The following is a 23,070-nucleotide window of genomic DNA, read 5'->3' as shown; positions in this document are numbered from 1 at the left end:
GGGTGGGTTGGGCCGAGGCAACGGAGCCCGCGACGACAGCCGCCAGGGCGAAGAAGAGAGGGTGACGCATGGCCAGGGCGCTCCAGGCAAGGTGGGTCCTGCGTAACTTCGCACGAGGGGTGTGCCTTTCAAGTACGAAGCCATCGGGAACGGTTGGCTCCGGGCAACCGCGTCAGGTACAAAGTGCGTCCTCCAGCCAACAGCGAAAAGACCATGGCGACCAAGCGCGCACTCATTACTGGCATCACGGGGCAGGACGGCAGCTATCTCGCGGAGCTTCTTCTGTCGAAGGGCTACGAGGTGCACGGCATGGTGCGCCGCTCGTCAGAAGAGAAGTTCGAGCGCATCCAGCACCTGCACGGCAAGATTCAGCTCCACCAGGGCGACTTGCTGGACCAGTTCTCGATTGCGGCGTTGCTCAATCTCGTCAAGCCGGACGAGGTCTACAACCTCGCGGCCCAGTCCTTCGTCCCCACCAGTTGGAACCAGCCGGTGCTCACCGGTGAGTTCACCGCGCTGGGCGTGACGAAGATGCTGGAGGCCGTCCGCCACACGCGGCCCCAGGCGCGCTTCTACCAGGCGTCGTCCAGCGAGATGTTCGGCAAGGTGCTGGAGGTCCCCCAGACGGAGGACACGCCCTTCTATCCGCGCAGCCCGTACGGCGTGGCCAAGGCCTACGGCCACCACATCACCGTGAACTACCGTGAGTCCTTCGGCCTGTTCGCGGTGAGCGGCATCCTCTTCAACCACGAGTCTCCACGCCGTGGCCTCGAGTTCGTCACGCGCAAGGTCACCTACAACGTGGCACGCATCAAGCTGGGCCTCCAGGACAAGCTGCCCATGGGCAACCTGGACGCCAAGCGCGACTGGGGCTTCGCGGGCGACTACGTGGAGGCCATGTGGCTGATGCTCCAGCAGGACCAGGCCGAGGACTACGTGGTGGCCACCAACGAGACGCACACGGTGCGCGAACTGGTGGAGATTGCCTTCGGCCGCGTGGGGCTGGACTACCAGAAGTTCGTCCACATCGACCCGGCCTTCGTGCGCCCCGCCGAGGTGGACCTGCTCATCGGCGACCCGGCCAAGGCGAAGGCGAAGCTGGGCTGGGAGCCGAAGGTCCGCTTCAAGCAACTGGTGGAGATGATGGTGGACGCGGACCTGGAGCGCGTGAAGGCGGGGCAGCGGTAGATGCGGGTTCTCGTCACGGGAGCGGATGGGTTCGTCGGCAGGCATCTGTGCGCGCTTCTGCGCGCCGCCGGTGACGAGGTGGTTGAAGCGCACGGGCCACGCGGAGAGGGCGTCAGCAGCAGCGCCCTTCACTTCGACGTCGCCAACGAGGCCGCGGTGAAGGCCGCCGTGGCCGAGGCGAAGCCGGACGGCGTCATCCACCTCGCGGGCTTCAGCTCGGTCGCCAAGAGCCACCACAACCCCTCGCGCGTGTTCGCGGTGAACACCATGGGGGTGGTGCACCTGTTGACGGCGCTGCGGGAGAACGCGCCGAAGACGCGCGTCGTCCTCGTGGGCTCGGGCGAGGTGTACGGCCCGGTGCCCGAGGGCACGCGCGCCACCGAGGACACCGGCGCGGTGCCGCTGAGTCCCTACGCGGCCTCCAAGTCGGCGGCGGAGCTGGCGGGTGTGCAGTTCCACCGCAGCTACGGGCTGGAAGTCATGATGGCGCGGCCCTTCAACCACCTGGGCGCGGGACAGGATCCGACGTTCGTCGTGCCCTCCTTCGCCTCGCAGATTCGGGCGATTGGCCTGGGCACGGTGGACCCGGTGTTGCGCACGGGCAACCTGGACGCGGTGCGCGACTTCTCCCACGTGCGTGACGTGGTGGAGGCGTACCGGCTGCTGCTGGTGAAGGGCGAGCCCGGGCAGGCGTACAACATCTGCAGCGGCGAGGGACGCACCATCCGCAGCCTGCTGGAGGAGATGCTGACGCTCGCGGGAGTGAATGCTCGCATCGAGCTGGACCCCGCGCGCCTGCGTCCCTCCGATATCCCCAGCCTCATCGGCGCCCCCGACAAGCTGCGCGCGCTGGGCTGGACGCCGAAGCTGACGGTGACGGACGCGCTGCGCGACGTGCTCGGCCCCAAGGTTCCGGGCGCCATCCGCGCCCAGGGCTGAGGCCCGTACCGCACGGGAGGTGCCTCACTTGGGGCGCCTCCCGTCCAGCGGTTGCCCGACTGGACGGCGCTTGTCAGGGCATCGAGCCCCAGGCGTTGGTGTACAATCAACACCAACCAGGAGGCTCGTGATGGCTGGCACTCAGCGACAGGGCAGGTTCACCTTTTTCTGGAAGGAAGAGTCGCCCTTCTCGCAGTGGCACCGCTCCGCCTTCGTGGTGGACGGAGTCGCCTACGGCTGCACGGAGCAGTACATGATGGCGGGCAAGGCGCGCGTCTTCGGTGACGCGGAGGTGCTCGCCAGCATCCTGAAGACGTCGGCGCCCAAGGCGCAGAAGGCGCTGGGTCGCAAGGTGCGCGGCTTCGATGGCGCCACCTGGGAGCGTGAGCGCGAGCGCATCGTCTACGAGGGCAATCGCGCGAAGTTCACCCAGAACGCGTCGCTGCTGGAGGCGTTGTTGGCCACCGCGGGCACGGAGCTGGTGGAAGCCAGTCCCCTGGACCGCATCTGGGGCGTGGGGTTGAGCATGGACAACCCCCTCATCCAGGACCCATCCAAGTGGAGGGGGCTCAATCTCCTGGGCAAGGTGCTGACGCGCCTGCGTGAGGACCTCATCGCGGAGGGATTCACGGTGGCCTCCGTCAGCGCTTCACGTGTGTCCACGCATCCAGACGTCGCACCAGGGCAGTGAGCGTCCACAGGTCCGCGGGGTTGTCGGGGCGCACCGCCTCCAGGGCGCGCAGCAGCGGCGCTCTTGAGCGTTCCTCGCCCCACTCGGACAACACGCGCAGCGCCATCAGCGAGGACTGACGCGAGAGCAGCTCCAGCAGCACCTCCACCACGCGAGGACTGCGCTCGTCGGCGAGACGCTGCACCGCCTCGTGGCGCTCCTCCGGCGTCGAGGCCGGGTCCGCCAGTCGCTCCGCGAGGGCCTGGAAGCGCGCCTCGGCCAACAGGGGGCGCGGGCCGGGCGCGTCCCAGTGCTCCACGGTGACGCTCGTGCGGCCGAAGGCGACCACCTCGCGGCGCACACCATCGTCACCGAACAGACCCATGAGCCGCTCCGGCGCGGGACGACCGCCCACGAGCAACTTCTCCGAGCGCTCCGACAGCTCCGAGGAAGCACCGAGCAGGTGCACCCGCAGCACCGTGGCCTCCGCCTGGAAGCGGGCCTCCGGACGGACGCGCTCCGACTTGAGGAACACCTCCGCCATTCCGCCCGCGCGCACGTACCAGCGGTACTCGAGCCACACCGCGCTCGGCCGCAAGGCGAAGCGGTCCTCCTCCGCCTCGACGAGCCGAGTGGCACCTTCCTCCAAGCCGCTGAAGCGCTGCTCCAGTACGGCCAGGGCCTCCGAGAGCTTCATGTCGCGTCCAGGTCCACCACGAGGTTCAGAACGAGTAGCTCACGGGCGCGGACAGTCCAGGCAGGGCCAGCTCCACCGTGCCGGAACCCTTGCTGGCCTGCGCGGCCCACGTCTTGGAGATGGGGCTCAAGTCATACCGGAGTTCGGCGAACTTCATGGCCTTGCAGCGGTCCCCATTGGCGTTGTGAATCATCACCAGGTTCGCCACCGGAGCCGCGCTGGCGTTCTTCTGGAACGTGCCGTCCCAGGCCAGCGTGTACGTGTGCTCGGCGCAACCGCCGCCATGCGAGACGTTGAGCGTCAGGATGTCGCCGGTGACCTTCGCCCCCTCGATGTTGATGGGGTCCTGGGGCTGGGGATTGGCCGCGACTTGAAGGGGCAGCGCATCGGCGGGCTTCACCGCTTCACCGGGCGACGGAGCCTCCGCGCTGGGAGAGGCCGCTGCGTCCTGCTCCACCTGAGGCTCTCCAGGGTTCTGCTTCCCGGGAGCGTTCGCGCACCCGACCAGGAGACCGCTCAGCACGAGGCCACTCCACATGAGCTTTCGCATCGTCATCCTCCACTTTCGATTCGACCGCGAGGAACCGCCCACTTCGCTCCCGCGCTCAGCGTCGGAGCGCGGCCTCGTACACCGCCAGCGTTCCTTCCGCCGTCCGTTCCCAGGTGAACTCCGCGGCCCGGGCCTTGCCCTTCTCCGCCAGGGCGCTGCGTTCCGTCGGTGAGCGCAGCAGCCGATGGATGGCCTCCGCGAGCCCCTCCGCGTCGTCCGGACTCACCGCCAGGGCCGCGCTGCCGCAGACCTCCGGGAGCGAGCCCGCTGTCGAGACGATGGCCGGCGTGCCCAGGCGCATCGCCTCCAGCGGAGGCAGGCCGAAGCCCTCGTAGCGCGAGGGGAAGACGAACAGGGACGCGCGCCGCATCAGCTCGTAGAACACCGGCTCCGCCTGGTAGCCCAGCGGACGGATGTCGAGCCCCTCCGCGCGCAGCCTGGAGATGCGCGACTCCACGCGGCCCGAGCCGAACCAGCTCTGCCCCGCGAGCACGAGCGAAGCCGGACGCCCCTGGGCCTTCAGACGCTCCATCGCGTCCAGCACCAGGTCCACGTTCTTGCGCACGTCGAGCGAGCCCGCGTAGAGGACGAAGTCCTTGGGCAGCGCGAGCGCGCGCAGGAAGTCCACGCTCGTCGCGTCGAGCACGGGCGCATGGACATGGTCCACGCCGATGGGCACCACCACGGCGCGCGACTCCACTTCAGGGAAGCGCTCCAGCAAGTCATTCCGAGTGCGCTCGCTGATGCACACCACCCGGTCGGCCAGCATCAGGCTGCGCGACAACCACAGCCGGAACTGCCAGCGGAACTTCGCCGAGACGGTGTCCGGCATGATGAGCGGAATCAGGTCCAACACCGTGAGCACATACGCCGTGCCGGGTATCCGCGTCAGGGGCAGATTGAAGTTTCCGAGCGCGTGGTACAGCGCGGGCCGCGAGCGCTCCAGCACCCGAGGAAGCCGGGCGAGCGTCCAGGCGGTGCGGCCACTGTCGCCCCTCGGATGGTCGCCCGAGCCCCGCGCGCCCAGCTTCTCCAACCGCACACCCTTGGCTTCCAGCGCGCCCGCGAGACAGCGGGTGTAGAGGCCGATTCCGGTGGTGGGCTCATCCCAGAGCGTCGCGTCGAAAGCGATGGGGCCGGTGGACACGGAGCGCCTCATACCACGCCCCTGTGATAGGCAGGGCGCGCATGGCGATTCACCAGTTGATAGCGAGCTTCGTGCCCGGAGACGCCACCGGGCAGGCCGCGTTGCATCTGCAGCTCCTCCTGCGCCGGTTGGGTGTGTGGGGTGGCCTGTATGCCGATGAGGTGGGCGCGGGCCTGGAGGGATTGGCCAGCCCCGCGTCGACGCTGAAGCCGGAGCCGGGCGACCTGGTGCTCTACCACCACGGCATCGCCTCGCCGCTGAGCAGCCGGCTGATGCACCTGCAGTGTCGCCGCGGCCTCGTGTTCCACAACATCAGCCCCGCGCGCTTCTACTCGGGCCTGTCGTTGGAGAACGCGCTGGTGGCCGGGCGCGCGCAGCTCGCCGCGATGGCGCCCTTCGTGGACGTGGCCATCGGCGTGTCGGACTACAACGCCGCCGAGCTGCGCGTCGCGGGCTACCGCAACGTCCACACGGTGCCGCTGCTCATCGAACCGGAGCGCTTCGGCCCCGACCGCGCGGACGCGAAGCTGCTGCGCAAGCTGTCGGGCCCGGGCCCCGTGCTGCTCGGCGTCAGCCGGGTGATGCCGCACAAGCGCTTCGAGGACCTCATCGCCCTGCACCGCGAGGTGCTGCGGCTGCGTCCCCAGGCACGTCTGTTGATGGTGGGCGGGTACGAGCCGGGCAGTCGCTACTTCCGGTCGCTCAAGCGCGAGACGAAGGGCCTGAGCGGTGTGAGCTTCCTGGGCCGGTTGAGCCACGCGGAGCTGGTGGCCGCGTACCGCTCCGCGTCCGTGTTCGTGTCGATGAGCGAGCACGAGGGCTTCGGTGTTCCGCTCATCGAGGCGATGGCGTCGGACGTGCCCGTGCTGGCGTATGGCGCCGCGGCGGTGCCGGAGACGTTGGGCGGCGCGGGAATCGCGTTCGACCAGAAGCGCTTCGCGTTCCTCGCGGAGCTGGCGGTGGACCTGAGCGAGGACCTGTCGCTTCGCGAGCCCGTCCTCGCCGGTCAGCGGCGCAGGCTGGAGCACTTCTCCTCCGCGTCCGTGCAGGGAGCGCTGTCACAAGCACTGAAGCCCTTCCTCCCCGCGCCGCGCCCCCGTCGCGCGCCACCGAAGCGGCCTCGCGTCGCGGTGGTGGTGCAGCGCTATGGCGAGGTGACGGGAGGCGCGGAGATGCTGGCCGCGCAGGTGGCAGAGCGCCTCACGCCGCACTGGGACATCACAGTGCTGACCACGTGCGCGAGAAACCACCTGTCCTGGGAGAATGACTTCCCGGAGGGACAGGACCAGGTTCGCGGCGTGGACGTGCTGCGCTTCCCCGTGACGCGGGTGCGCGACATCCGGGGCTTCAACGGGCTGTCGCGAAAGCTCTTCGACAAGAGCAACGAGCGGCTGCGCGAGGAGCAATGGGTGGCCGAGCAGGGCCCGCTGGCGCCGGGGCTGCTGCGGCATCTGGCCGACACGCGGAACACGTATGACGGCTACCTGTTCTTCACGTACCTCTATGCGCCCACGGTGTGGGGCATGCCGCTGGTGGCGGACCGCTCGCTGCTCGTGCCGACGACGCACGACGAGGCGCCCATCCGCTTCGATGCGTACCGCGATGTCTTCGAGCTTCCCCGCGCGCTGCTCTGCCTGACGCCGGAGGAGCTGACCATCATCGAGAAGTACTTCCCGGGCCATGCGCGGACGCGCGTGGTGGGGGTGGGCGTTGAGCGTCCGGCCGCCGACGGGACTCGCTTCCGCCAGAAGCACGGCGTGCATCGCGACTACCTGCTCTACGTGGGACGACAGGAGCCGGGCAAGGGCGTGCCGGAGTTGCTCCAGTTCCATCAGGCCTTGAAGCAGCGGTACGCGGATGCGCCGGACCTGGTGCTCGCGGGTGACGCGCACATGTCGCTGGAAGGCGACGGCGTGCGCTACCTGGGACGCATCCCCGAGCAGGACAAGCACGACGCGCTGGCCGGAGCCCTGGCGGTGGTGGTGCCCTCTCGCTACGAGAGCCTCTCGCTGCTCACGTTGGAGGCCTTCGCACAGGGCACACCGGTGCTGGTGAACGGGCGCTCCGATGTGCTGGTGGGGCAGGTGGCGCGCAGTGGCGCGGGACGCGCGTATACGGACCTGGACTCGTTCATCCAGGGGCTGCGCGAAGTGGGCGAGGCTCGAAAGGCGCTCGGCGCCAGGGGCCTGGCGTATGTGAAGAAACAAGGGTGGCCGCAGGTGGTGGCCGCCTACCAGGACGAGCTGCAACGCATCCTCGAGGAGAAGCATCGATGAAGCTGCTGGGACGCGACATTCCGGCGCGGGAGCTGCTGGCCCGCATCGAGGAGCGCCTGCGAACGCGGGGGCTGCCCACTTCCGAAGCGGTGGAGGTGCCCTCCGAGGGCGTCGAGCCTCGGGTGGAGCCGCTGACGTTCAACCTGCACGCGCTGGAGGAGAACGCCGACGCCACGCGCGCGCTGCCGCTGCAGACGCACCGTGGAGGCGCGGGTCAGCTCGTGGTGGTGGCGAAGTGGGCCTTCCGCAAGTCGTGCCAGGTGTTCATCAACGAGACCCTGGGTCGTCAGCGCATCTTCAACGGACACGTGCGCGATTCGTACGCCCAGCTCTCCGCCGAGGTCGTCCGCCTGCGCCGCGAGGTGGAGCAACTGCGCGCCAGACAGGCCACGCCCGGGACGGCGGAGATATCGAGCACGACGCAGCCACGGGCGTCTGAGACATCAGCGGCGGCACGCCCCACACGCGCTCCTTCTTCGCAGGCGACGAAGGAGCAGCAGCACGCGGCACAGCACGCGGCGCCATCTCGGCGGTCCGAGCACTCGGCCGGTCCTGCTCGTACCCCGTCGGAGCAATCGCGAGCGAAGGCGGCCCCCGCCACTCGGGAACATACGGGGCGTGGCGCGATGCAGGACGAGGCCTCGACCGAGGCGGCGGCGGTCCTCCCCAAGCCCCGGACCCACAAGACCGAGTCCGTGCTCCGGCAGACGCAGCCTCCCACTGCTTCCGCTGGGCCCCCTGCGAAGAAGAAGCCCTCGCCTCCTTCCGGGAAGCCCGCCCGCAAGCCCAACGCTCCCAAGCCGCGCCGGCCGAAGCGGCGGTAGCGCAGGCACCCTCGCCCCTCGTGCCGCCAGGCCTCGCCGCTCGGAGGAGTGCATCGGGAAAGCACACCACATCCCCCTCCCGCCCAGAGGCGCGGAGCGGGTGGTGCGCTCGCATTGACGCCCCTTTCCCTCCGTGTTCAAACCCGGCGCGTGGAAGTCCCCTCCATCAGCGTCGTCATCCCCGCCTACAACGAGGGGCAGCGTCTACCTCGCTTCGTGGAGTCGCTCTCCCGTGTCGCCCTGCTCCAGCCGACGCCCCGGGTGGAGTTCATCATCGCGGATGATGGCAGCGCGCTCGAGCACTCCACCCTTCAGCGCGCCAGCGTCGATGAAGCCCAGGCCCGGCTCTCCGCCGCGAAATCGCCCCACCGATTCACGTACGTCGCGGCGCCTCGCAACGGCGGCAAGGGCTCAGCCATCCGCCTTGGCTGGCGTCATGCTTCCCCCGGGGCCACCTGGCTCGCGTTCCTGGACGCGGACGGCGCCATCAACGCGGAGGAGCTGTTCCGGCTTGTTCGAATGACCGACTCCCCCGAGGCGCAGGGTGTCGAGGTGCTGGCCGGCTCGCGCATCCTCATGGCCGGCCGCCGCGTGGTGCGGAATCTCCACCGACATCTGCAGGGCCGAATCTTCGCCACCCTGACCGACTTCCACTTCGGCCTGCGCTTCTACGACACGCAATGCGGCGTGAAGCTCGTCCGAGCCTCCGTGCTGCGCCCGCTGCTCGATGTGCTGCGCGAGGAGCGCTGGCTGCTCGACGTGGAGCTGCTCGCGCTGCTCAAGCGACAGGGCGCCCGCTGCCTCGAGGTCCCCATCGACTGGGAGGACTTCGGCGGCTCCAAGGTCGTCCCCGGCCTGGACGCGGCCCGCATGTTCTGGGGGCTCTTCAAGCTCCGCCGCCGCCTGGAGGGCGTCTCTCTGCCCGCCCCCGAGCAGAGCGCGACATTGCCCGCCGCCCTCCCGGGAATCGATACCCGGTAACAGCGGCATCGCCATGGACCGGCCCGCCACCTGGCGGGTCTCCTCCGACGCGGTGGCAGGCCCCTCCCCTGCACGACGAGCGACCAGCAGGGCGCCCGAAGTCCCTCGGCGCACGCTCCCAGCGGAAATCCGAAGTGGCTGGCGCACAGCCGCGCCCCTGTGCGGGCACCGCAACACATGGCGCGGTGTGCCGTCGTACCCTGGGAGGGAGCTCCTGCCCCAAAGGACAAGGCGAACGGGGAGGCTGGCGTCGGGCTCGTGCGTTACAACTCCAGCAGAGTCACTCCCTCCCATCGCCTGGTTTCACGCGGCGTCGCGAGGCCGCTTGCTTTCCGGGCGGCTCACCGCGAAATAGGCCCCGCACGCGAGCCGTTGCTCCGGGTTCCTCCTACACCTTCAGTGATATGCGCGCCCTGACCGACCTGCCCTCCGACCCTGGCCCCTCCCTTCAACTGGGTCTGCCGGGCTTCACCTTCGAAGACCTCTACCGCCCGCGCGGACTGCGCCGGCTGGCCCAGAGCTTCGACGCGCGGCTCGCCGAGGACGAGCCCGAGCTCTTCAAGAGCTTCGACGCCTACCGCAAGGCCGGCGGCACCGGCCTCACCGGCCCGGCCGAGTCGGACCTGTTGGTGCGCGTGGCCCGGCACATGTCGCGCTTCGTCTCCCGGCTCTTCCGCGTCGACCAGGAGCTGGAGCGGCAGATGGGCCACCTGAAGGGGGAGCTGCCCCTCTTCGACTTCAAGCGCGAGTTCATCACCCGCCGCGTTTTCAAGAAGGGCGCCCCGGACCGTCCGGCGCTGGCCGAGTTCCCCTCACTGGATGGCCGCATGCGGCTGCTGCTCCAGCTCGGCTTCCCGGAGGCGCTCTCCATGGGCGACTTCGAGCGCGGCCTCGCCGAGTCCGTCCTCAGCCTCATGGATTTGGAGCGGCTGTTCTCCGGCAACCTGCCCGCGGAGGAGCAGGCGAAGGCGGAGGCCCTGCGCGCCCGCTGGTCCGCGCTGCGCGCCTCGCTGACGGCCACGCCGGAAGGTCGCGAGGCCTTCGGCTCCAGCCTCATCACCCAGGGAGATGACGCCGCGGAGCTCCAGGCCGTCCGCGCGCTGCTGTCACTGGCGGACCGCTGGACGTACGCGCGCGCGCTGCACCCGGAGACCAAGGACCAGTTCCACACCTGGCCCACCCACCGCATCCCCAAGCCGCTGGTGTTCGACCAGTTGGTGCAGCTCCAGCGTCCGGACGCCGAGCTGCCCGAGGCCACCGAGGGCCTGCATCACCACCTCCGCCACCGCGACGGCTTCAAGCTCACCGACCGCCGAGGCACCTCGCGCGACGTGATGAACGAGGTGGACTACTGCGTGCTCTGCCACGAGCGCCAGAAGGACTCCTGCTCCAAGGGCTTCCCCGCGAAGGACAAGGTCGCCGAGGGCCACAGCTACAAGAAGAACCCGCTGGGCATCCCCCTCACGGGCTGTCCGCTCGACGAGCGCATCTCCGAGGCGCACCTGCTCAAGCGCGAGGGCAACTCGCTCGCGGCGCTGGCCGTCATCACGCTCGACAACCCGATGTGCCCCGGCACCGGCCACCGCATCTGCAATGACTGCATGAAGGCGTGCATCTTCCAGAAGCAGGAGCCGGTGAACATCCCGCTGGCGGAGACGGCGGCGCTGACGGACGTGTTGGACCTGCCGTGGGGCTTCGAAATCTACGGGCTGCTCACGCGCTGGAATCCGCTCAACGTCCGCCGTCCGTATGCCCTGCCCTACGTGGGTCGCAACGTGCTGGTGGTGGGCCTGGGGCCCGCCGGCTACACGCTGTCGCACTACCTGCTCAACGAGGGCTTCGGCGTCACCGGCATGGACGGCCTCAAGATTGAGCCGTTCTCCGACGAGCTGGCCGGCCGCAACGGCCACGCCCTCAAGCCCATCCGCGACTGGCGTTCGCTCACGCACGAGCTGGATGAGCGCGTGCTGGAGGGTTTCGGCGGCGTGTCCGAGTACGGAATCACCGTGCGCTGGGACAAGAACTTCCTCACGCTCATCCACCTGACGCTGGCGCGGCGCGAGGGCTTCCGCATCCACGGCGGCGTGCGCTTCGGTGGCACGCTCACCATCGAGGACGCGTGGGAGCTGGGCTTCGACCACATCGCCATCGCCGCGGGCGCCGGACGTCCCACCATCATCGGGATGAAGAACAACCTCATCCGGGGCATCCGCAAGGCGAGCGACTTCCTCATGTCGCTCCAGCTCACGGGCGCCTTCAAGAAGGACTCGCTGGCGAACCTCCAGGTGCAGCTGCCCGCCATCGTCATCGGCGGCGGCCTCACCGGCGTCGACACCGCCACGGAGCTGATGGCCTACTACCCGGTGCAGGTGGAGAAGGCGCTCGCCCGCCACGAGAAGCTCTCCGCGGAGCTGGGTGACGAGGCCATCCTCGCGAGGCTGGACGCAGAGGAGCGCGCCACCTACCAGACCTTCCTGGAGCACGGCCGCGCGGTGCGCGCCGAGCGCGAGCAGGCGAAGGCGGAGGGCCGCACCCCGGACTTCATCAAGCTGGTGCGTGCGTGGGGCGGCGTCAGCCTGGCCTACCGCCGCGGCCTCACCGAGTCCCCCGCCTACCGCCTCAACCACGAGGAGGTGTCCAAGGCGCTGGAGGAAGGCATCCGCTTCATCGAGCGCATGAGCCCGGTGGAGGCGCTGCAGGACGCGACGGGCGCGGTGCGAGCGCTGCGCTTCGAACGCATGGTGACGGTGGACGGCAAGCTCAAGGGAAGCGGCCAGTTCTTCGAGCTGCCCGCGCGAACCGTGTGTGTGGCCGCCGGCACCTCGCCCAACGTCACGTACGAGCGCGAATACCCGGGCACCTTCAAGCTCGACGAGGGCGGCGACTACTTCCAGGGCTACTCCCTGGTGGACGGTGAGCAGGGCTTCACGTTGGAGCCCGTGGAGGCCAGCGAGGACCTGGACTCCAAGGTGGGCTTCTTCACCTCGTACGCGAAGGACGGGCACTTCATCTCCTTCTACGGAGACAACCACCCGACGTACGCGGGCAACGTGGTGAAGGCCATGGCCAGCGCGAAGGACGGCTACTCCGAAGTCGCTCGCCTGTACGCGAAGGAGGTGGCGGCGCTCGACTTCGACGACGAGGTCGCCCAGGCCCGCCGCGAGGAGCTGCGCGCCGCGCACTTCGCCAAGCTGGACGCGGCGTTCAACGCCACCGTGGTGTCCGTCACTCGCCTGACGCCGACGATTGTGGAAGTCGTGGTGAAGGCGCCCTTCGCGGCCAGCCACTTCCAGCCCGGCCAGTTCTACCGGCTCCAGAACTTCGAGCGGAACGCCCCCGTCGTCGACGGCATGCGCCTCACCATGGAGGGCCTGGCCCTCACCGGCGCGTGGGTGGACAAGGAGAAGGGACTGATGGGCACCATCGTCCTGGAGATGGGCTCCTCGTCGCGCCTGTGCGCCGCGCTCACCCCGGGCGAGTCCGTGGTGTTGATGGGCCCCACCGGCGCTCCCACGGAGATTGGCCACAACGAGACGGTGGTGCTCGTCGGTGGCGGCCTGGGCAACGCGGTGCTCTTCTCCATCGCCCGCTCGCTCAAGGCGGCCGGCTGCCGCGTCGTCTACTTCGCCGCGTACCGCCTCAAGTCGGACTCCTTCAAGCACGACGAAATCGAGGCCGGCACGGACCAGATTGTGTGGTCCGTGGACAGCGGCGACTTGATTGAGCCGCGCCGTCCGCAGGACGCCGCCTTCCGGGGCAACGTCGTGCAGGCCATGGTGGCCTACGCCGAGGGCAAGCTCGCCACGCCCGGCCTCATCCCGCTGTCGGAAGTGGACCGCATCATCGCCATCGGCTCGGACCGGATGATGCGCGCGGTGGCCGAGGCCCGGCACACGGTGCTCCAGCCGTACCTGAAGCCCGAGCACGAGGCCATCGGCTCCATCAACTCGCCGATGCAGTGCATGATGAAGGAGATCTGCGCCCAGTGCCTCCAGCGGCACGTGGACCCGCGCACCGGCAAGGAGACGTGGGTGTTCTCCTGCTACAACCAGGACCAGCGGTTGGACCAGGTGGACTTCGTCAACCTGAACCAGCGCCTGCGCGGCAACACGGTGATGGAGAAGGTCGCCGACCTCTACTTGGCGCAGCTGCTCAAGAAGGCCCCGCACCTCAAGCGCGTCTGAGGCCGTGGCCTTCCCGGGTCTTCACCGGCGCGTGCCGGTGAAGACTCGCAGCATCTCCTGGTAGTTCTTCATCAGCTCGTCCTCGCGCGTGAGGACCACGTCCACGTTGGCGTCGCCGTACTCGCGCCGCACGTCCGTCAGCTTCTGGAACGACTCCACCTGCTGGCGCATGGAGGCCACCTGCGCCGCCAGCTCCTGGCGCTGTTCGGGCGGCAGCTTCTCCTGGAGTTCCTCCAGCTTCCGAAGCTCCTCCTCGTACTGGAGCGTGCGCCCGAGCTGCCGCTGGCTGACGACGGCCGTCACCACTTCGGCCAGCCCGTTGACGTCGCTCACGCTCAGCCCCGCCTGCGCGCGCGCCTCCGACTCCGCCTTGGCCTTGGCCTCCACCACCTTGAGGCCCGCGCGCACCTCCGCCATGGCCTCCGGCGTGCCCGCATCCACCAGCGCGCCCAATCCCTGGAGTCCCTTCACCTGGGAGCCGTACACCTCCAGCATCCGCCGCTGGTAGTCCACGTAGGCCGTCAGCTTCTCGGGCGTCACCACATAGGGACCCGCGCCGCTCGCCTCCTCGGCCTCCAGGCCGGCGACGCCACCGCCATCCACCACCCCGGGTGCATCGCTACCCGTGGCCCCATCCTTCTTACAGCCCGAGAAGGCCAACAGCCCGGCCAGGACCCACAGCGCCTTGCGCATCCAGACTCCTCCTGAGAGACACGGCACGTCAGTCCCCGCTGTATGCTGCGCGGACGCATGCGGCGGAGGGCGGCCAACTCCTGTCTGCCATGCGGAGGTTGTTGCGGCCACTGAACAATCGCCGCATTACCTTTGACCAACCCGGCTGCGGTCGTGTACGAACCGCGGTCCTGTCGTACCGGTGGAGGGGCTTTGAGGATTTTCCTGGTTAGGCACGGCGACGCGGACGCTGAGATCCCCGAGGGTCTCGGTGACGAGGCGCGCGCGCTCACAGCGAAGGCGCGTGCAAGTACCGCCGCACACTTCGCATCGTTGTCCGAGCGCATGGGCCCTATCGGCCTCATCCTGACCAGCCCCGTGGCTCGCACGATGCAAACGTCGCAGATTCTGTCGTTCGCGACGAAGCACGAGGGCCTGCTGAAGGCGCACCGCAGCCTGCTCCCGGACATGCCGGTGGGCGCTGTGGAGCCGGTGCTCGCCGAGCACGCGGACCAGAACCTGGTCCTGGTCGGCCACCAGCCTTCCATGGGCGCTCTCGCCGCTCATCTCCTGGGGATGCAGTCGTTCCCCAAGCCCGTCAACCCGGGCACCGTCATCGCCCTGGAGCGCATCGAGAGCGAGACGCCGCCGCACTTCAAGTTCCTGTTCTACGCGGCCCCCGGCCAGCAGGTGCTTGAAGTCATCCAGTGAGGCCCGTACGGCCATGATGGACGAAGCCCGCTACAACCAGCTCGTGGCCGGCGTCTTCAAGCGGATGATTGCCGCCGCGGACGCCATCGACCCGGACATCCTGGAGGCGGAGAGCACGGGTGACATGCTCACCCTCACCGCCCGCTCCCGGGAGAAGTGCATCGTCAACACCCAGCGCGCCGTGAAGCAGGTCTGGGTGGCGGGACGAGGCCAGGGCATCCACTTCAACTACGACGAAGCCAGCGGCACCTGGCAGGACGACAAGGGGCGCGGCCTGGAGCTGTTCCGCTTCGTCGCCGACGTCGTGCACGACATCAGCGACGTGGACTTCATCTACCCGTCCTGAGTCCGGCTGGCGGCATCGCTGGCCACCTCCACCCAGTCACCACCGGCCGCCTGCGCGCGTCGCAGTGCGTCTCCCGCGTCCTTCAGCAGCCCGCCGAAACTGACCTGCTGTCCCGGGGCACCCGGTGGCGCGCTCTTGTTGCCAGCCGGAGGCTCGGACACGGCCACACCCACGGACGCGGTGCCAGGAGGCAGGCCCTGCACGGCCTTCAGCTTCTCCCGCAGGCGCTCCGCCACCACCCGCGCACCCGAACGAGGCGTGTGCGGAAGGAAGACGACGAAGCGGCTGTCCGCGAAGGGCACGGCCACGTCGATGTCGCGCACGCCCTCCACCAGCAGGCCCAGCGTCTCCGCCAGCGCTCCGCGCCTCGCCGTGGGTGACAGCGCCGCGGCCCGCTCCGTGAAGCGGTCCACCTCCACCATCAGCAGGGCGATGGGATAGCGGTAGCGCCGGCTGCGCTTCACCTCCATCAGCATCAGCCGCTTGAGGAACTCGAAGTCCGCCGACGTGCCGCCCGCGGACGCGGCCGGCTCCGGACGAGTGGCGCGTCGGGCCTCGGGTTCCACCACCGGCGTCGTGGCTGGAGACGGCGCGGAAGGCGCCACAACGGCGCGCCTAGCGTCCTCGCGCTGCATCAGGAGCGAGACGCACGTCAGCACGGTGACGCGCTTGAGGGGACCCACCAGGCTGCCGTCCGCACCCGCCTGGGCGGCGCGCTCGTCGGCCTGCTCCTCGTCCGGCGGGTACACCAGCAGCACCGGAATCTGGTGCCCCTGGGCACGCAGGCTCCGGCACAGCGCCTCTCCATCCAGCGGCCCCAGCCCCGAGGCCAGGACCACCGAGGGCGGCCGCTCTCGCGAGGCGCGTTGAGCCTCGTCCGCGCTGGCCACCCAACTCACTTCGTGGCCGGCTCCCTCGAGGAACCGGCGCAAGACACCCGCCACCGGAGCGGCGGGCTCGGCGAGGAGCACGAAGGCCATCAGACCTCCATGACCTCCTTCTCCTTCTTCTTGATGATGTCATCCACCTGGGCCACGCCGCCGTCGGTCTCCTTCTGGACCTTCTCGGAGATGCGCTTGTGGTCGTCCTCGGTGATTTTCTTGTCCTTCAACTGCACCTTGAGCGCCTCGTTGGCGTCGCGGCGGATGTTGCGGATGGCGACCTTGTGGTCCTCACCCTTCGTCTTCACCTGCTTGGCGATGTCCTTGCGGCGCTCCTCGGTGAGCGGCGGGAAGGGCAGGCGAATCATCTCCCCGTCGTTCATCGGGTTGATGCCGAGGTTGGCCTCGCGCAGGGCCTTCTCGATCTCCTTCAGGACCGTCTTCTCCCACGGTTTGATGATGATGAGCCGGGGCTCCGGGGCGCTGACGCTGGCCACGCCGGACAGCGGGGTGGGCGTGCCGTAGTAGTCCACGCGGATGTTGTCGAGGATGGCGGTGCTGGCGCGCCCGGTGCGCACCTTGGTCAGCTCCCGCTTGAGGTCCTCGAGGGACTTGTCGATACGGCCCTTCAATTCGACGACGATGTCACCGCTCATATGCGAGCTCTCCTTGAACACGAGTCGGGATGAATACGAGGGGTCAGGCCCAGACCGTCTCGTTGCCGCCCACGACGGTACCAATCTCTCCGCCCCCCAGCACCGCGCGCTGGATGTTTCCCGGCACGGTGAGGTCGAAGACGATGATGGGCAGCTTGTTGTCCATGCACAGCGAGATGGCCGTGGAGTCCATCACGTTGAGGTTCTGCTTCAACACGTCCATGTACGTCAGCGTGCGGTAGCGGCGCGCCGTCGGGTCCTTCTTCGGATCCGCGTTGTAGATGCCGTCCACCTTCGTCGCCTTGAGGATGACCTGGGCGTTGATTTCCATGGCGCGCAGCGACGCGGCCGTGTCCGTCGTGAAGTACGGATTGCCCGTGCCCGCAGCGAAAATCACCACCCGCCCCTTCTCCAGGTGGCGCACCGCGCGCCGGCGGATGTAGGGCTCGGCGATCTGCTCCATCTTGATGGCGGACAGCACGCGCGTGTGCATGCCCTTCTTCTCCAGCGCGTCCTGCATCGCCATGGAGTTGATGCACGTGGCCAGCATGCCCATGTAGTCGGCGCTGGCCCGGTCCATCCCCTCCGTCGCGCCCGCCACGCCGCGGAAGATGTTGCCTCCGCCAATGACGAGGGCCACCTCCACCCCGGCCGCCGCCAGTTTGATGACCTCGTCGGCGATGCCACTGAGCGTGGGTGGGTGGATGCCGTACTTCCCTTCTCCCATCAGGGCCTCGCCCGAGAGCTTGAGGAGGATGCGCTTGAAGCGGAGCGGTTGGGTCGTGTCGGAGGACATGCGCGTCCGCTTCTATCCCCCGCCTGCCGCCATATCAACGCCCGAGTCGGACACTCCCGCTCACACCGTCAGATGCCAATCGCCTGGAGGAGCCCCAGGGCCCGCAAAAGGCGAGGGCCGCGTCCTCCGCCCCGGTGAGGGGAACGGAGCGCGCGGCCCTCAGGGCCCGACGGCAAGCCCTTCATGGCCCGGGAGGGCCGTGAGGTCAGCCCTGGCCCAGCGTCTTGGCGACTTCGGCGGCGAGGTCATCCTTCTTCTTCTCGATGCCCTCACCCACCTCGAACCGGACGAAGCGGCGCACGGAGACCTTCTCGCCAATCTTCGCGGCGCGCTCGGTGAGCATGTCACCGAACTTCTTCTTGTCGTCCTTCACCCAGAACTGGTCCACGAGGCAGACCTGCTCGTAGAACTTCTCCATCTTCCCGACGAGGATCTTGTCCAGCATCGCCTCGGGCTTGCCCTGCTGCTTGAGCAGCTCGCGCTGAATCTCGCGCTCCTTGTCCATGTTGTCCGTGGGGACTTCCTCGCGACGGACGAACTTGGGGCTGGCCGCGGCGATCTGCATCGCCACTTCCTTCACCAGCTCCTGGAAGTCAGGGTTGCGAGCGACGAAGTCCGTCTCGCAGTTGACCTCCACCAGCACGCCGATACGGCCGCCGTGGACGTACGTGCCGACGAGGCCCTCGGCCGCGACGCGACCTTCCTTGCCCGCCGCCTTGGAGATGCCCTTCTTGCGCAGCCACTCCTCGGCCTTGGCGAAGTCGCCACCAGTCTCGGTGAGCGCCTTCTTGCAATCCATCATGGGCGCGCTGGTCCGCTCGCGCAGGTCCTTCACCATCTGGGCCGTGATTTCGGCCATGTTCGGCTCCTGTCTCCACCGTCACGAGGGCGCCAGGCGCCGGGCGGAGCATCCGGGTTCAAGGGGATACGGCTACGGCGAAAACAAGGACGGCCGGGTCGCAGGCATTCTGATGCGCCACCCGGCCGCCACGAAGACTGAGGTACAGCGGGAGGCGACTACTCCTTCGCCGCCTCGCCACCCTCGGCCGCGGGCTGCTCGACCGCGGCGGGCTGCTCGGCCACGACCGGGGCGCCCTTCATCTCCACGAGGGGGCCACGGCGCTCGCCGCCGCCACGGTCACCACCGCGGTCGCCACCCCGGCGATCCCGGTTGTCGCGGCGCGGGCCACGGCGGTCGTCGCGGTCGCGGCGGTCATCACGACCCTCGCGCTCCTCCTGCTCGTCGCGCTCCGCCGCGCCAGACGCGCGGTAACGGGCGGCGCCCTCGATGCAGGCCTCGGCGATCTTCGACGTGAAGAGCTTGATGGAGCGGATGGCGTCGTCGTTGCCGGGAATCACGAAGTCGATGCCGTCGGGATCGCAGTTCGTGTCCACCAGGCCAATCACGGGGATGCCCAGGCGGGTCGCCTCGTGGATGGCGATGTGCTCCTTCTTCGGGTCGATGATGAAGACGCAGCGGGGCAGCTTCGACATCTCCTTCACGCCGCCCAGGTTCTTCTCCAGCTTCTCGCGCTCGCGCTCCAGCGAGGCGACTTCCTTCTTGGGCAGACGGTCGAACGTCCCGTCCTCGGCCATCTTCTCCAGCGTCTTCAGCCGGTCGATGCCCTGCTTGATGGTCTTGAAGTTGGTCAGCGTGCCACCCAGCCAGCGGCTGGTGACGAAGTACTGACCGGCGCGAGCGGCCTCCTCGCGGATGACGTCCTGCGCCTGCTTCTTGGTGCCGACGAACAGCACCGTGCCGCCACGGGCCGTCACGTCCGCCACGAAGCGGAACGCCGAACGGGCCATGGAGACCGTCTTCTGCAGGTCGATGATGTAGATGCCGTTGCGGGCACCGAAGATGTAGGGCTTCATCTTCGGGTTCCAGCGCTTCGTCTGGTGGCCGAAGTGGACGCCGGCCTCCAGGAGCTGCCGCATCGTGATGCCGCCGGCGGCGGCCATGGCCTGCTGCTGCGTCTGCGTTTCCTGCGTGTCGATCGACATGTGTTTCTCCGGTTGTTCCGCCACACCCGGGTGTTGCTCCGGCCGTGACTTCCGGGAGCGAGGACCCTCCTTTCGGAGGAAGTCCTCCACTCACGAGAGCACCGGCGACCGGCACGGGCGTGTGTGAAGTGGGTACGACTCGGGGTTGACACCCCCGACCTCAGGCTACGAGGCGGGGGGTCCTTAACAGAACCCTTCCCGGCGGCGCAAGCTTCGCTTCACCGCCGTGGCGGGAAGAAGGCTCGTGCCCGCCCTCCTGCCCTCCTGGCACCCTTTCCAGGGCCCCACAGGGCAGGACCGGATGCTGGAAAGAGGACCGGCGCGGCCCGCCGCCCGACAACCCCGGGCGGCGCCGCGCCGGCGCCCTGCTCCTGACATCCCCGAGAAGGGCCTGCTTAGACGCTGGCTTCCGCCGCGCCGTGGCACTTCTTGTACTTGCGACCGCTGCCGCAGGGGCAGGGGTCATTGCGGCCCACGCGGGGGCCCTGCTGGGCGGCCGGAGGACGGGCCGCCGCGGCCACGGAGGCCTCGTCCAGCTTGCCCTCCGCCGTGCCACGGCCTTCCACCGCCTTGCGCTGCTGCTGGGCCAGCTGGCGCTGGATGCGGACGGCCTCTTCCTCCGCGCTGGTGGCGGAGCGGGGCTGCACGCGCATGAGCTGCGAGACGAACTGCGCCTTGATGGCGGACAGGGTCTGGATGAAGCCCTGGTAGCCCTCGCGCTTGTACTCCTGCTTCGGGTCCTTCTGGCCGTAGCCACGCAGGCCGATGCCCTGGCGCAGGTGGTCCATGCCCAGCAGGTGCTCCTTCCAGAGCCGGTCGATGGTCGCCAGGTAGTTGTACTGGAGGAAGCGCAGGAAGTTCTCGCCGAACTCCTCGTCGCGGGTGCGGAAGACCTTCTCCGCCGCCTTGAAGATGTGGTCCTGGAGCTCGTCGCGGTTGCCCACGCCCTCGAAGCCCATCTCCAGGTCGAACGTCTCCTTCACGTTCTTCGAGAGGGCATCCAGGTCCCACCCGTCCGAGCCCTTGGTGGGCGCGTACGTGTCGACGGTGGAGACGATGACGTCCTCCAGCGCGTCCAGGACCATCTCCTTGAAGTCCGCCCAGCTCACCATCCGCTCGGAGCGGCTCTTCACGCGCGTCTTCGGGTCCTCGGTGAACTCCACCAGGGGCACGCCCGCGCCCGCGGCCAGCACCTGACGCCGCAGCTTGTAGATGGTGCGCCGCTGCTGGTTCATCACGTCGTCGTACTCGAGCAGGTTCTTGCGGATGTCGAAGTTGTGTCCCTCGACGCGCTTCTGGGCCCCTTCAATCGCTCGGGACAGCCAGATGTGCTCGATGACCTCGCCCTCCTCCATGCCCAGCCGCTCCATGAGTCCCTGGATGCGCTCCGAGCCGAAGATGCGCATCAGGTCATCCTCGAGCGAGAGGAAGAACCGGCTGGCGCCCGGGTCACCCTGGCGACCGGCGCGGCCACGCAGCTGGTTGTCCACGCGGCGCGACTCGTGGCGCTCGGTGCCGATGATGAACAGGCCGCCGGCCTTCATCACCTCCTCGCGCTCCTGCTTCGTCTCCGTCTCCAGCCGGGCCTGCGCGGCGACGAGCCGCTGCTCCCAGTCGGCCAGCGCCTCCTGGTAGGCCACCATCGGGTCCACCTGCGGCGCGGCGCCATCCGCCGGGGGCGGCAGGGGCTCGGGAGCCTCCGGCGCGGGGCCCACGGAGGCCTTGGCGAGCACCTCCGCGTTGCCGCCCAGGAGGATGTCCGTTCCACGGCCGGCCATGTTGGTGGAGATGGTGACGGCGCCCTTGCGGCCCGCCTGCGCGACGATGTCCGCCTCGCGCTGGTGCTGCTTGGCGTTGAGGACGTTGTGGGGGACGCCACGCTTCTTCAGGAAGTTGGCGACCACCTCGCTCTTGGCGATGGACACCGTGCCCACCAGCACCGGCTGCCCGTTCTTGTGCAGCTCTTCAATCTGCGCGGCCACCGCCTCGAACTTCTCGCGCTCCGTCTTGTAGACCACGTCCTGCTGGTCCTTGCGGACGTTGGTGCGGTTGGTCGGGATGACGCGGACGTCCAGGTTGTAGATCTTCGCGAACTCCTCCGCCTCCGTGTCCGCGGTGCCCGTCATGCCGGACAGCTTGGTGTACATGCGGAAGTAGTTCTGGAACGAGATGGTCGCCAGCGTCTGGTTCTCGTTCTCGATCTTCACGCCCTCCTTGGCCTCGATGGCCTGGTGGAGGCCGTCGGACCAGCGGCGGCCCGGCATCTGGCGGCCGGTGAACTCGTCGACGATGACGACCTCGCCGTCCTTCACCACGTAGTCCTTGTCGCGCTTGTAGAGCGTGTGCGCGCGCAGGCCCTGCTCGACGTGGTGGAGCGTCTCGATTTCGCCCGGGTCGTAGAGGTTGGACACGCTCAGCCGCTTCTGCAGCTTTTCGATTCCGTCATCCGTCAGGGACACCGAGCGGTGCTTCTCATCCAGGGTGAAGTCCTGGTCCGGGACGAGGCCGGGGATGACCTGGTCCACCCGGTAGTACTTGTCCGTGCTGTCCTCGGTGGGACCGGAGATGATGAGCGGGGTGCGGGCCTCGTCGATGAGGATGGAGTCCACTTCGTCGACGATGGCGTAGTTCAGCTCGCGCTGGACGTAGTCCTGCAAGCGGAACTTCATGTTGTCGCGCAGGTAGTCGAAGCCGAACTCGTTGTTCTGCCCGTAGGTGATGTCCGAGCGGTACGCTTCCTGGCGCTGCTTGTCCGACAGCTCGTGGAGCACGCAGCCCGTCGTCATGCCCATGAACTTGTAGACGCGCCCCATCCACTCCGCGTCGCGGCGGGCGAGGTAGTCGTTCACCGTCACCACGTGCACCCCGCGCCCGGACAGGGCGTTGAGGTAGCAGGGCAAGGTGGCCGTCAGCGTCTTGCCTTCACCAGTGCGCATCTCCGCGATGCACCCCTCGTGCAGGAACATGCCGCCGATGAGCTGGACGTCATAGTGACGCTGGCCGATTTCGCGGCGCGCGCCTTCACGGATGAGCGCGAAGGCCTCGAAGAGCATGCTGTCGAGCGGCCTCCCGTTCTGAATCTCCTGCTTCAGCCGAGCCGTCTCGGCAGGAAAGTCCTCGTCCTTGAGGGCCCGCATCCGGCTCTCCAGCTCGTTGATGCGGATGACCTTCTCGCGGGCCTTCTTGAGCTCGCGCTCATTCTTGGTCCCGATGAGCTTCTTCAGCGTCCATTCGATCATTCGTTGACTCTCTCGCGGCCGGAGAATCCTCGAAGGACGGCGGCGAGTGAAGGGAAATCCCTGGAGATGTAAGGGAGGCTTGGTGGGAAACCACGCGCGCCTCTTGAAACTTCCTCTCGGCCGGTTGCCCAGCGCGCATCGGTTCAGAGTAAAGCGGAAAGGAGCCCACGCAATGTCCCCTCCGCGAAATCCCCGCCGCCGGCCTGCCCGGGGCGCCCCCTCGAAGTCCCCTCGTCGCCCTGACCGCCCGGCGCCGCCCCCCCACCGCAAGTCCGCTCCCACCCAGGGCAAGGCGGCCCCTGCACGCAC

19 protein-coding genes are annotated in these 23,070 nt (G+C 68.5%); 9 read left to right on the top strand and 10 right to left on the bottom strand.

Going from position 1 to position 23,070, the window contains the following annotated elements; genetic code table 11:
• Positions 1 to 213: 213 nt before the first annotated feature.
• From gmd to HUW62_RS32395, 3 genes are all read left to right on the top strand, one after another.
• Positions 214 to 1,188, top strand: coding sequence for a GDP-mannose 4,6-dehydratase (gmd, locus tag HUW62_RS32405; RefSeq protein ID WP_163861435.1), 975 nt, complete (start codon positions 214 to 216; stop codon positions 1,186 to 1,188).
• The gene (locus HUW62_RS32400) at positions 1,189 to 2,127 is read left to right on the top strand and encodes a GDP-mannose 4,6-dehydratase (RefSeq protein WP_163861432.1); all 939 of its coding nucleotides are present in this window, start codon (positions 1,189 to 1,191) and stop codon (positions 2,125 to 2,127) included.
• 130 nt (positions 2,128 to 2,257) lie between these two features.
• A complete protein-coding gene (locus HUW62_RS32395) occupies positions 2,258 to 2,818 on the top strand; it encodes an NADAR family protein (protein ID WP_163861429.1) in 561 nt (186 codons plus the stop codon).
• On the opposite strand, the gene HUW62_RS32390 is transcribed toward HUW62_RS32395, so the two are convergent.
• Genes HUW62_RS32390 through HUW62_RS32380 form a run of 3 tightly spaced genes read right to left on the bottom strand, consistent with a single transcriptional unit; the run spans position 2,769 to position 5,203 of the window.
• Positions 2,769 to 3,494 carry a hypothetical protein gene (locus tag HUW62_RS32390; protein ID WP_163861427.1) on the bottom strand — a complete coding sequence of 242 codons (726 nt, stop codon included), beginning with the start codon at positions 3,492 to 3,494 and terminating at the stop codon, positions 2,769 to 2,771. The two genes, HUW62_RS32395 and HUW62_RS32390, sit on opposite strands and share 50 nt — an antisense overlap.
• Positions 3,495 to 3,519: 25 nt before the next feature.
• Complete coding sequence (locus tag HUW62_RS32385; protein ID WP_176436596.1) at positions 3,520 to 4,044, bottom strand: hypothetical protein; 525 nt, start codon at positions 4,042 to 4,044, stop codon at positions 3,520 to 3,522.
• Positions 4,045 to 4,099: 55 nt separating this feature from the next.
• The gene (locus HUW62_RS32380) at positions 4,100 to 5,203 is read right to left on the bottom strand and encodes a glycosyltransferase family 1 protein (RefSeq protein WP_163861421.1); all 1,104 of its coding nucleotides are present in this window, start codon (positions 5,201 to 5,203) and stop codon (positions 4,100 to 4,102) included.
• Positions 5,204 to 5,232: 29 nt separating this feature from the next.
• Between HUW62_RS32380 and HUW62_RS32375 the strand changes: the two genes are divergently transcribed.
• The 4 genes from HUW62_RS32375 to HUW62_RS32360 all read left to right on the top strand — a co-directional run bounded on the left by HUW62_RS32375 (position 5,233) and on the right by HUW62_RS32360 (position 13,456).
• Entirely contained in the window at positions 5,233 to 7,467 is a 2,235-nt protein-coding gene (locus tag HUW62_RS32375; RefSeq protein ID WP_176436595.1) for a glycosyltransferase family 4 protein, read from the top strand.
• Entirely contained in the window at positions 7,464 to 8,291 is an 828-nt protein-coding gene (locus HUW62_RS49130) for a hypothetical protein (RefSeq protein WP_255203768.1), read from the top strand. Before HUW62_RS32375 ends, HUW62_RS49130 begins: the two co-directional genes overlap by 4 nt.
• Before the next feature lie 150 nt (positions 8,292 to 8,441).
• The gene (locus tag HUW62_RS32365; RefSeq protein WP_176436594.1) at positions 8,442 to 9,272 is read left to right on the top strand and encodes a glycosyltransferase; all 831 of its coding nucleotides are present in this window, start codon (positions 8,442 to 8,444) and stop codon (positions 9,270 to 9,272) included.
• Positions 9,273 to 9,676: 404 nt separating this feature from the next.
• On the top strand, positions 9,677 to 13,456 hold the full coding sequence (locus HUW62_RS32360) for an FAD-dependent oxidoreductase (protein ID WP_163861412.1): 3,780 nt from the start codon (positions 9,677 to 9,679) through the stop codon (positions 13,454 to 13,456).
• Positions 13,457 to 13,477: 21 nt separating this feature from the next.
• Here the strand turns inward: HUW62_RS32360 and HUW62_RS32355 are convergent, their stop codons facing one another.
• Entirely contained in the window at positions 13,478 to 14,149 is a 672-nt protein-coding gene (locus tag HUW62_RS32355) for a hypothetical protein (protein ID WP_163861409.1), read from the bottom strand.
• Between the two features lie 192 nt (positions 14,150 to 14,341).
• Between HUW62_RS32355 and HUW62_RS32350 the strand changes: the two genes are divergently transcribed.
• Positions 14,342 to 14,839, top strand: a complete 498-nt coding sequence (locus HUW62_RS32350; RefSeq protein ID WP_163861406.1) for a histidine phosphatase family protein — start codon at positions 14,342 to 14,344, stop codon at positions 14,837 to 14,839.
• A 13-nt stretch (positions 14,840 to 14,852) separates the two neighbouring features.
• Positions 14,853 to 15,185 carry an iron donor protein CyaY gene (cyaY, locus tag HUW62_RS32345; protein WP_176436593.1) on the top strand — a complete coding sequence of 111 codons (333 nt, stop codon included), beginning with the start codon at positions 14,853 to 14,855 and terminating at the stop codon, positions 15,183 to 15,185.
• Here cyaY and HUW62_RS32340 read toward each other — a convergent pair.
• The 6 genes from HUW62_RS32340 to secA form a co-directional block, all read right to left on the bottom strand.
• Positions 15,173 to 16,165, bottom strand: a complete 993-nt coding sequence (locus HUW62_RS32340) for a diguanylate cyclase (RefSeq protein ID WP_176436592.1) — start codon at positions 16,163 to 16,165, stop codon at positions 15,173 to 15,175. The genes cyaY and HUW62_RS32340 overlap by 13 nt on opposite strands.
• Complete coding sequence (gene frr / locus HUW62_RS32335) at positions 16,165 to 16,722, bottom strand: ribosome recycling factor (protein WP_163861398.1); 558 nt, start codon at positions 16,720 to 16,722, stop codon at positions 16,165 to 16,167. The genes HUW62_RS32340 and frr overlap by 1 nt, the downstream gene beginning before the upstream one ends.
• Before the next feature lie 43 nt (positions 16,723 to 16,765).
• Positions 16,766 to 17,518 (bottom strand): UMP kinase, encoded by a 753-nt coding sequence (gene pyrH / locus HUW62_RS32330; protein ID WP_163861395.1) that lies wholly within the window; start codon positions 17,516 to 17,518, stop codon positions 16,766 to 16,768.
• A gap of 205 nt (positions 17,519 to 17,723) precedes the next feature.
• Positions 17,724 to 18,377 carry a translation elongation factor Ts gene (gene tsf / locus HUW62_RS32325; RefSeq protein ID WP_163861392.1) on the bottom strand — a complete coding sequence of 218 codons (654 nt, stop codon included), beginning with the start codon at positions 18,375 to 18,377 and terminating at the stop codon, positions 17,724 to 17,726.
• 158 nt (positions 18,378 to 18,535) lie between these two features.
• Positions 18,536 to 19,480, bottom strand: a complete 945-nt coding sequence (gene rpsB / locus HUW62_RS32320; protein WP_176436597.1) for a 30S ribosomal protein S2 — start codon at positions 19,478 to 19,480, stop codon at positions 18,536 to 18,538.
• Between the two features lie 437 nt (positions 19,481 to 19,917).
• On the bottom strand, positions 19,918 to 22,761 hold the full coding sequence (secA, locus tag HUW62_RS32315; RefSeq protein WP_176436591.1) for a preprotein translocase subunit SecA: 2,844 nt from the start codon (positions 22,759 to 22,761) through the stop codon (positions 19,918 to 19,920).
• Between the last annotated feature and the right edge of the window lie 309 nt (positions 22,762 to 23,070).

This window comes from Myxococcus sp. AM011 (assembly GCF_013372595.1).
Taxonomy (GTDB): domain Bacteria; phylum Myxococcota; class Myxococcia; order Myxococcales; family Myxococcaceae; genus Myxococcus; species Myxococcus eversor.
Note: the sequence above shows the minus strand (reverse complement) of the source record. Positions and strands in the feature narration are given on the sequence as shown.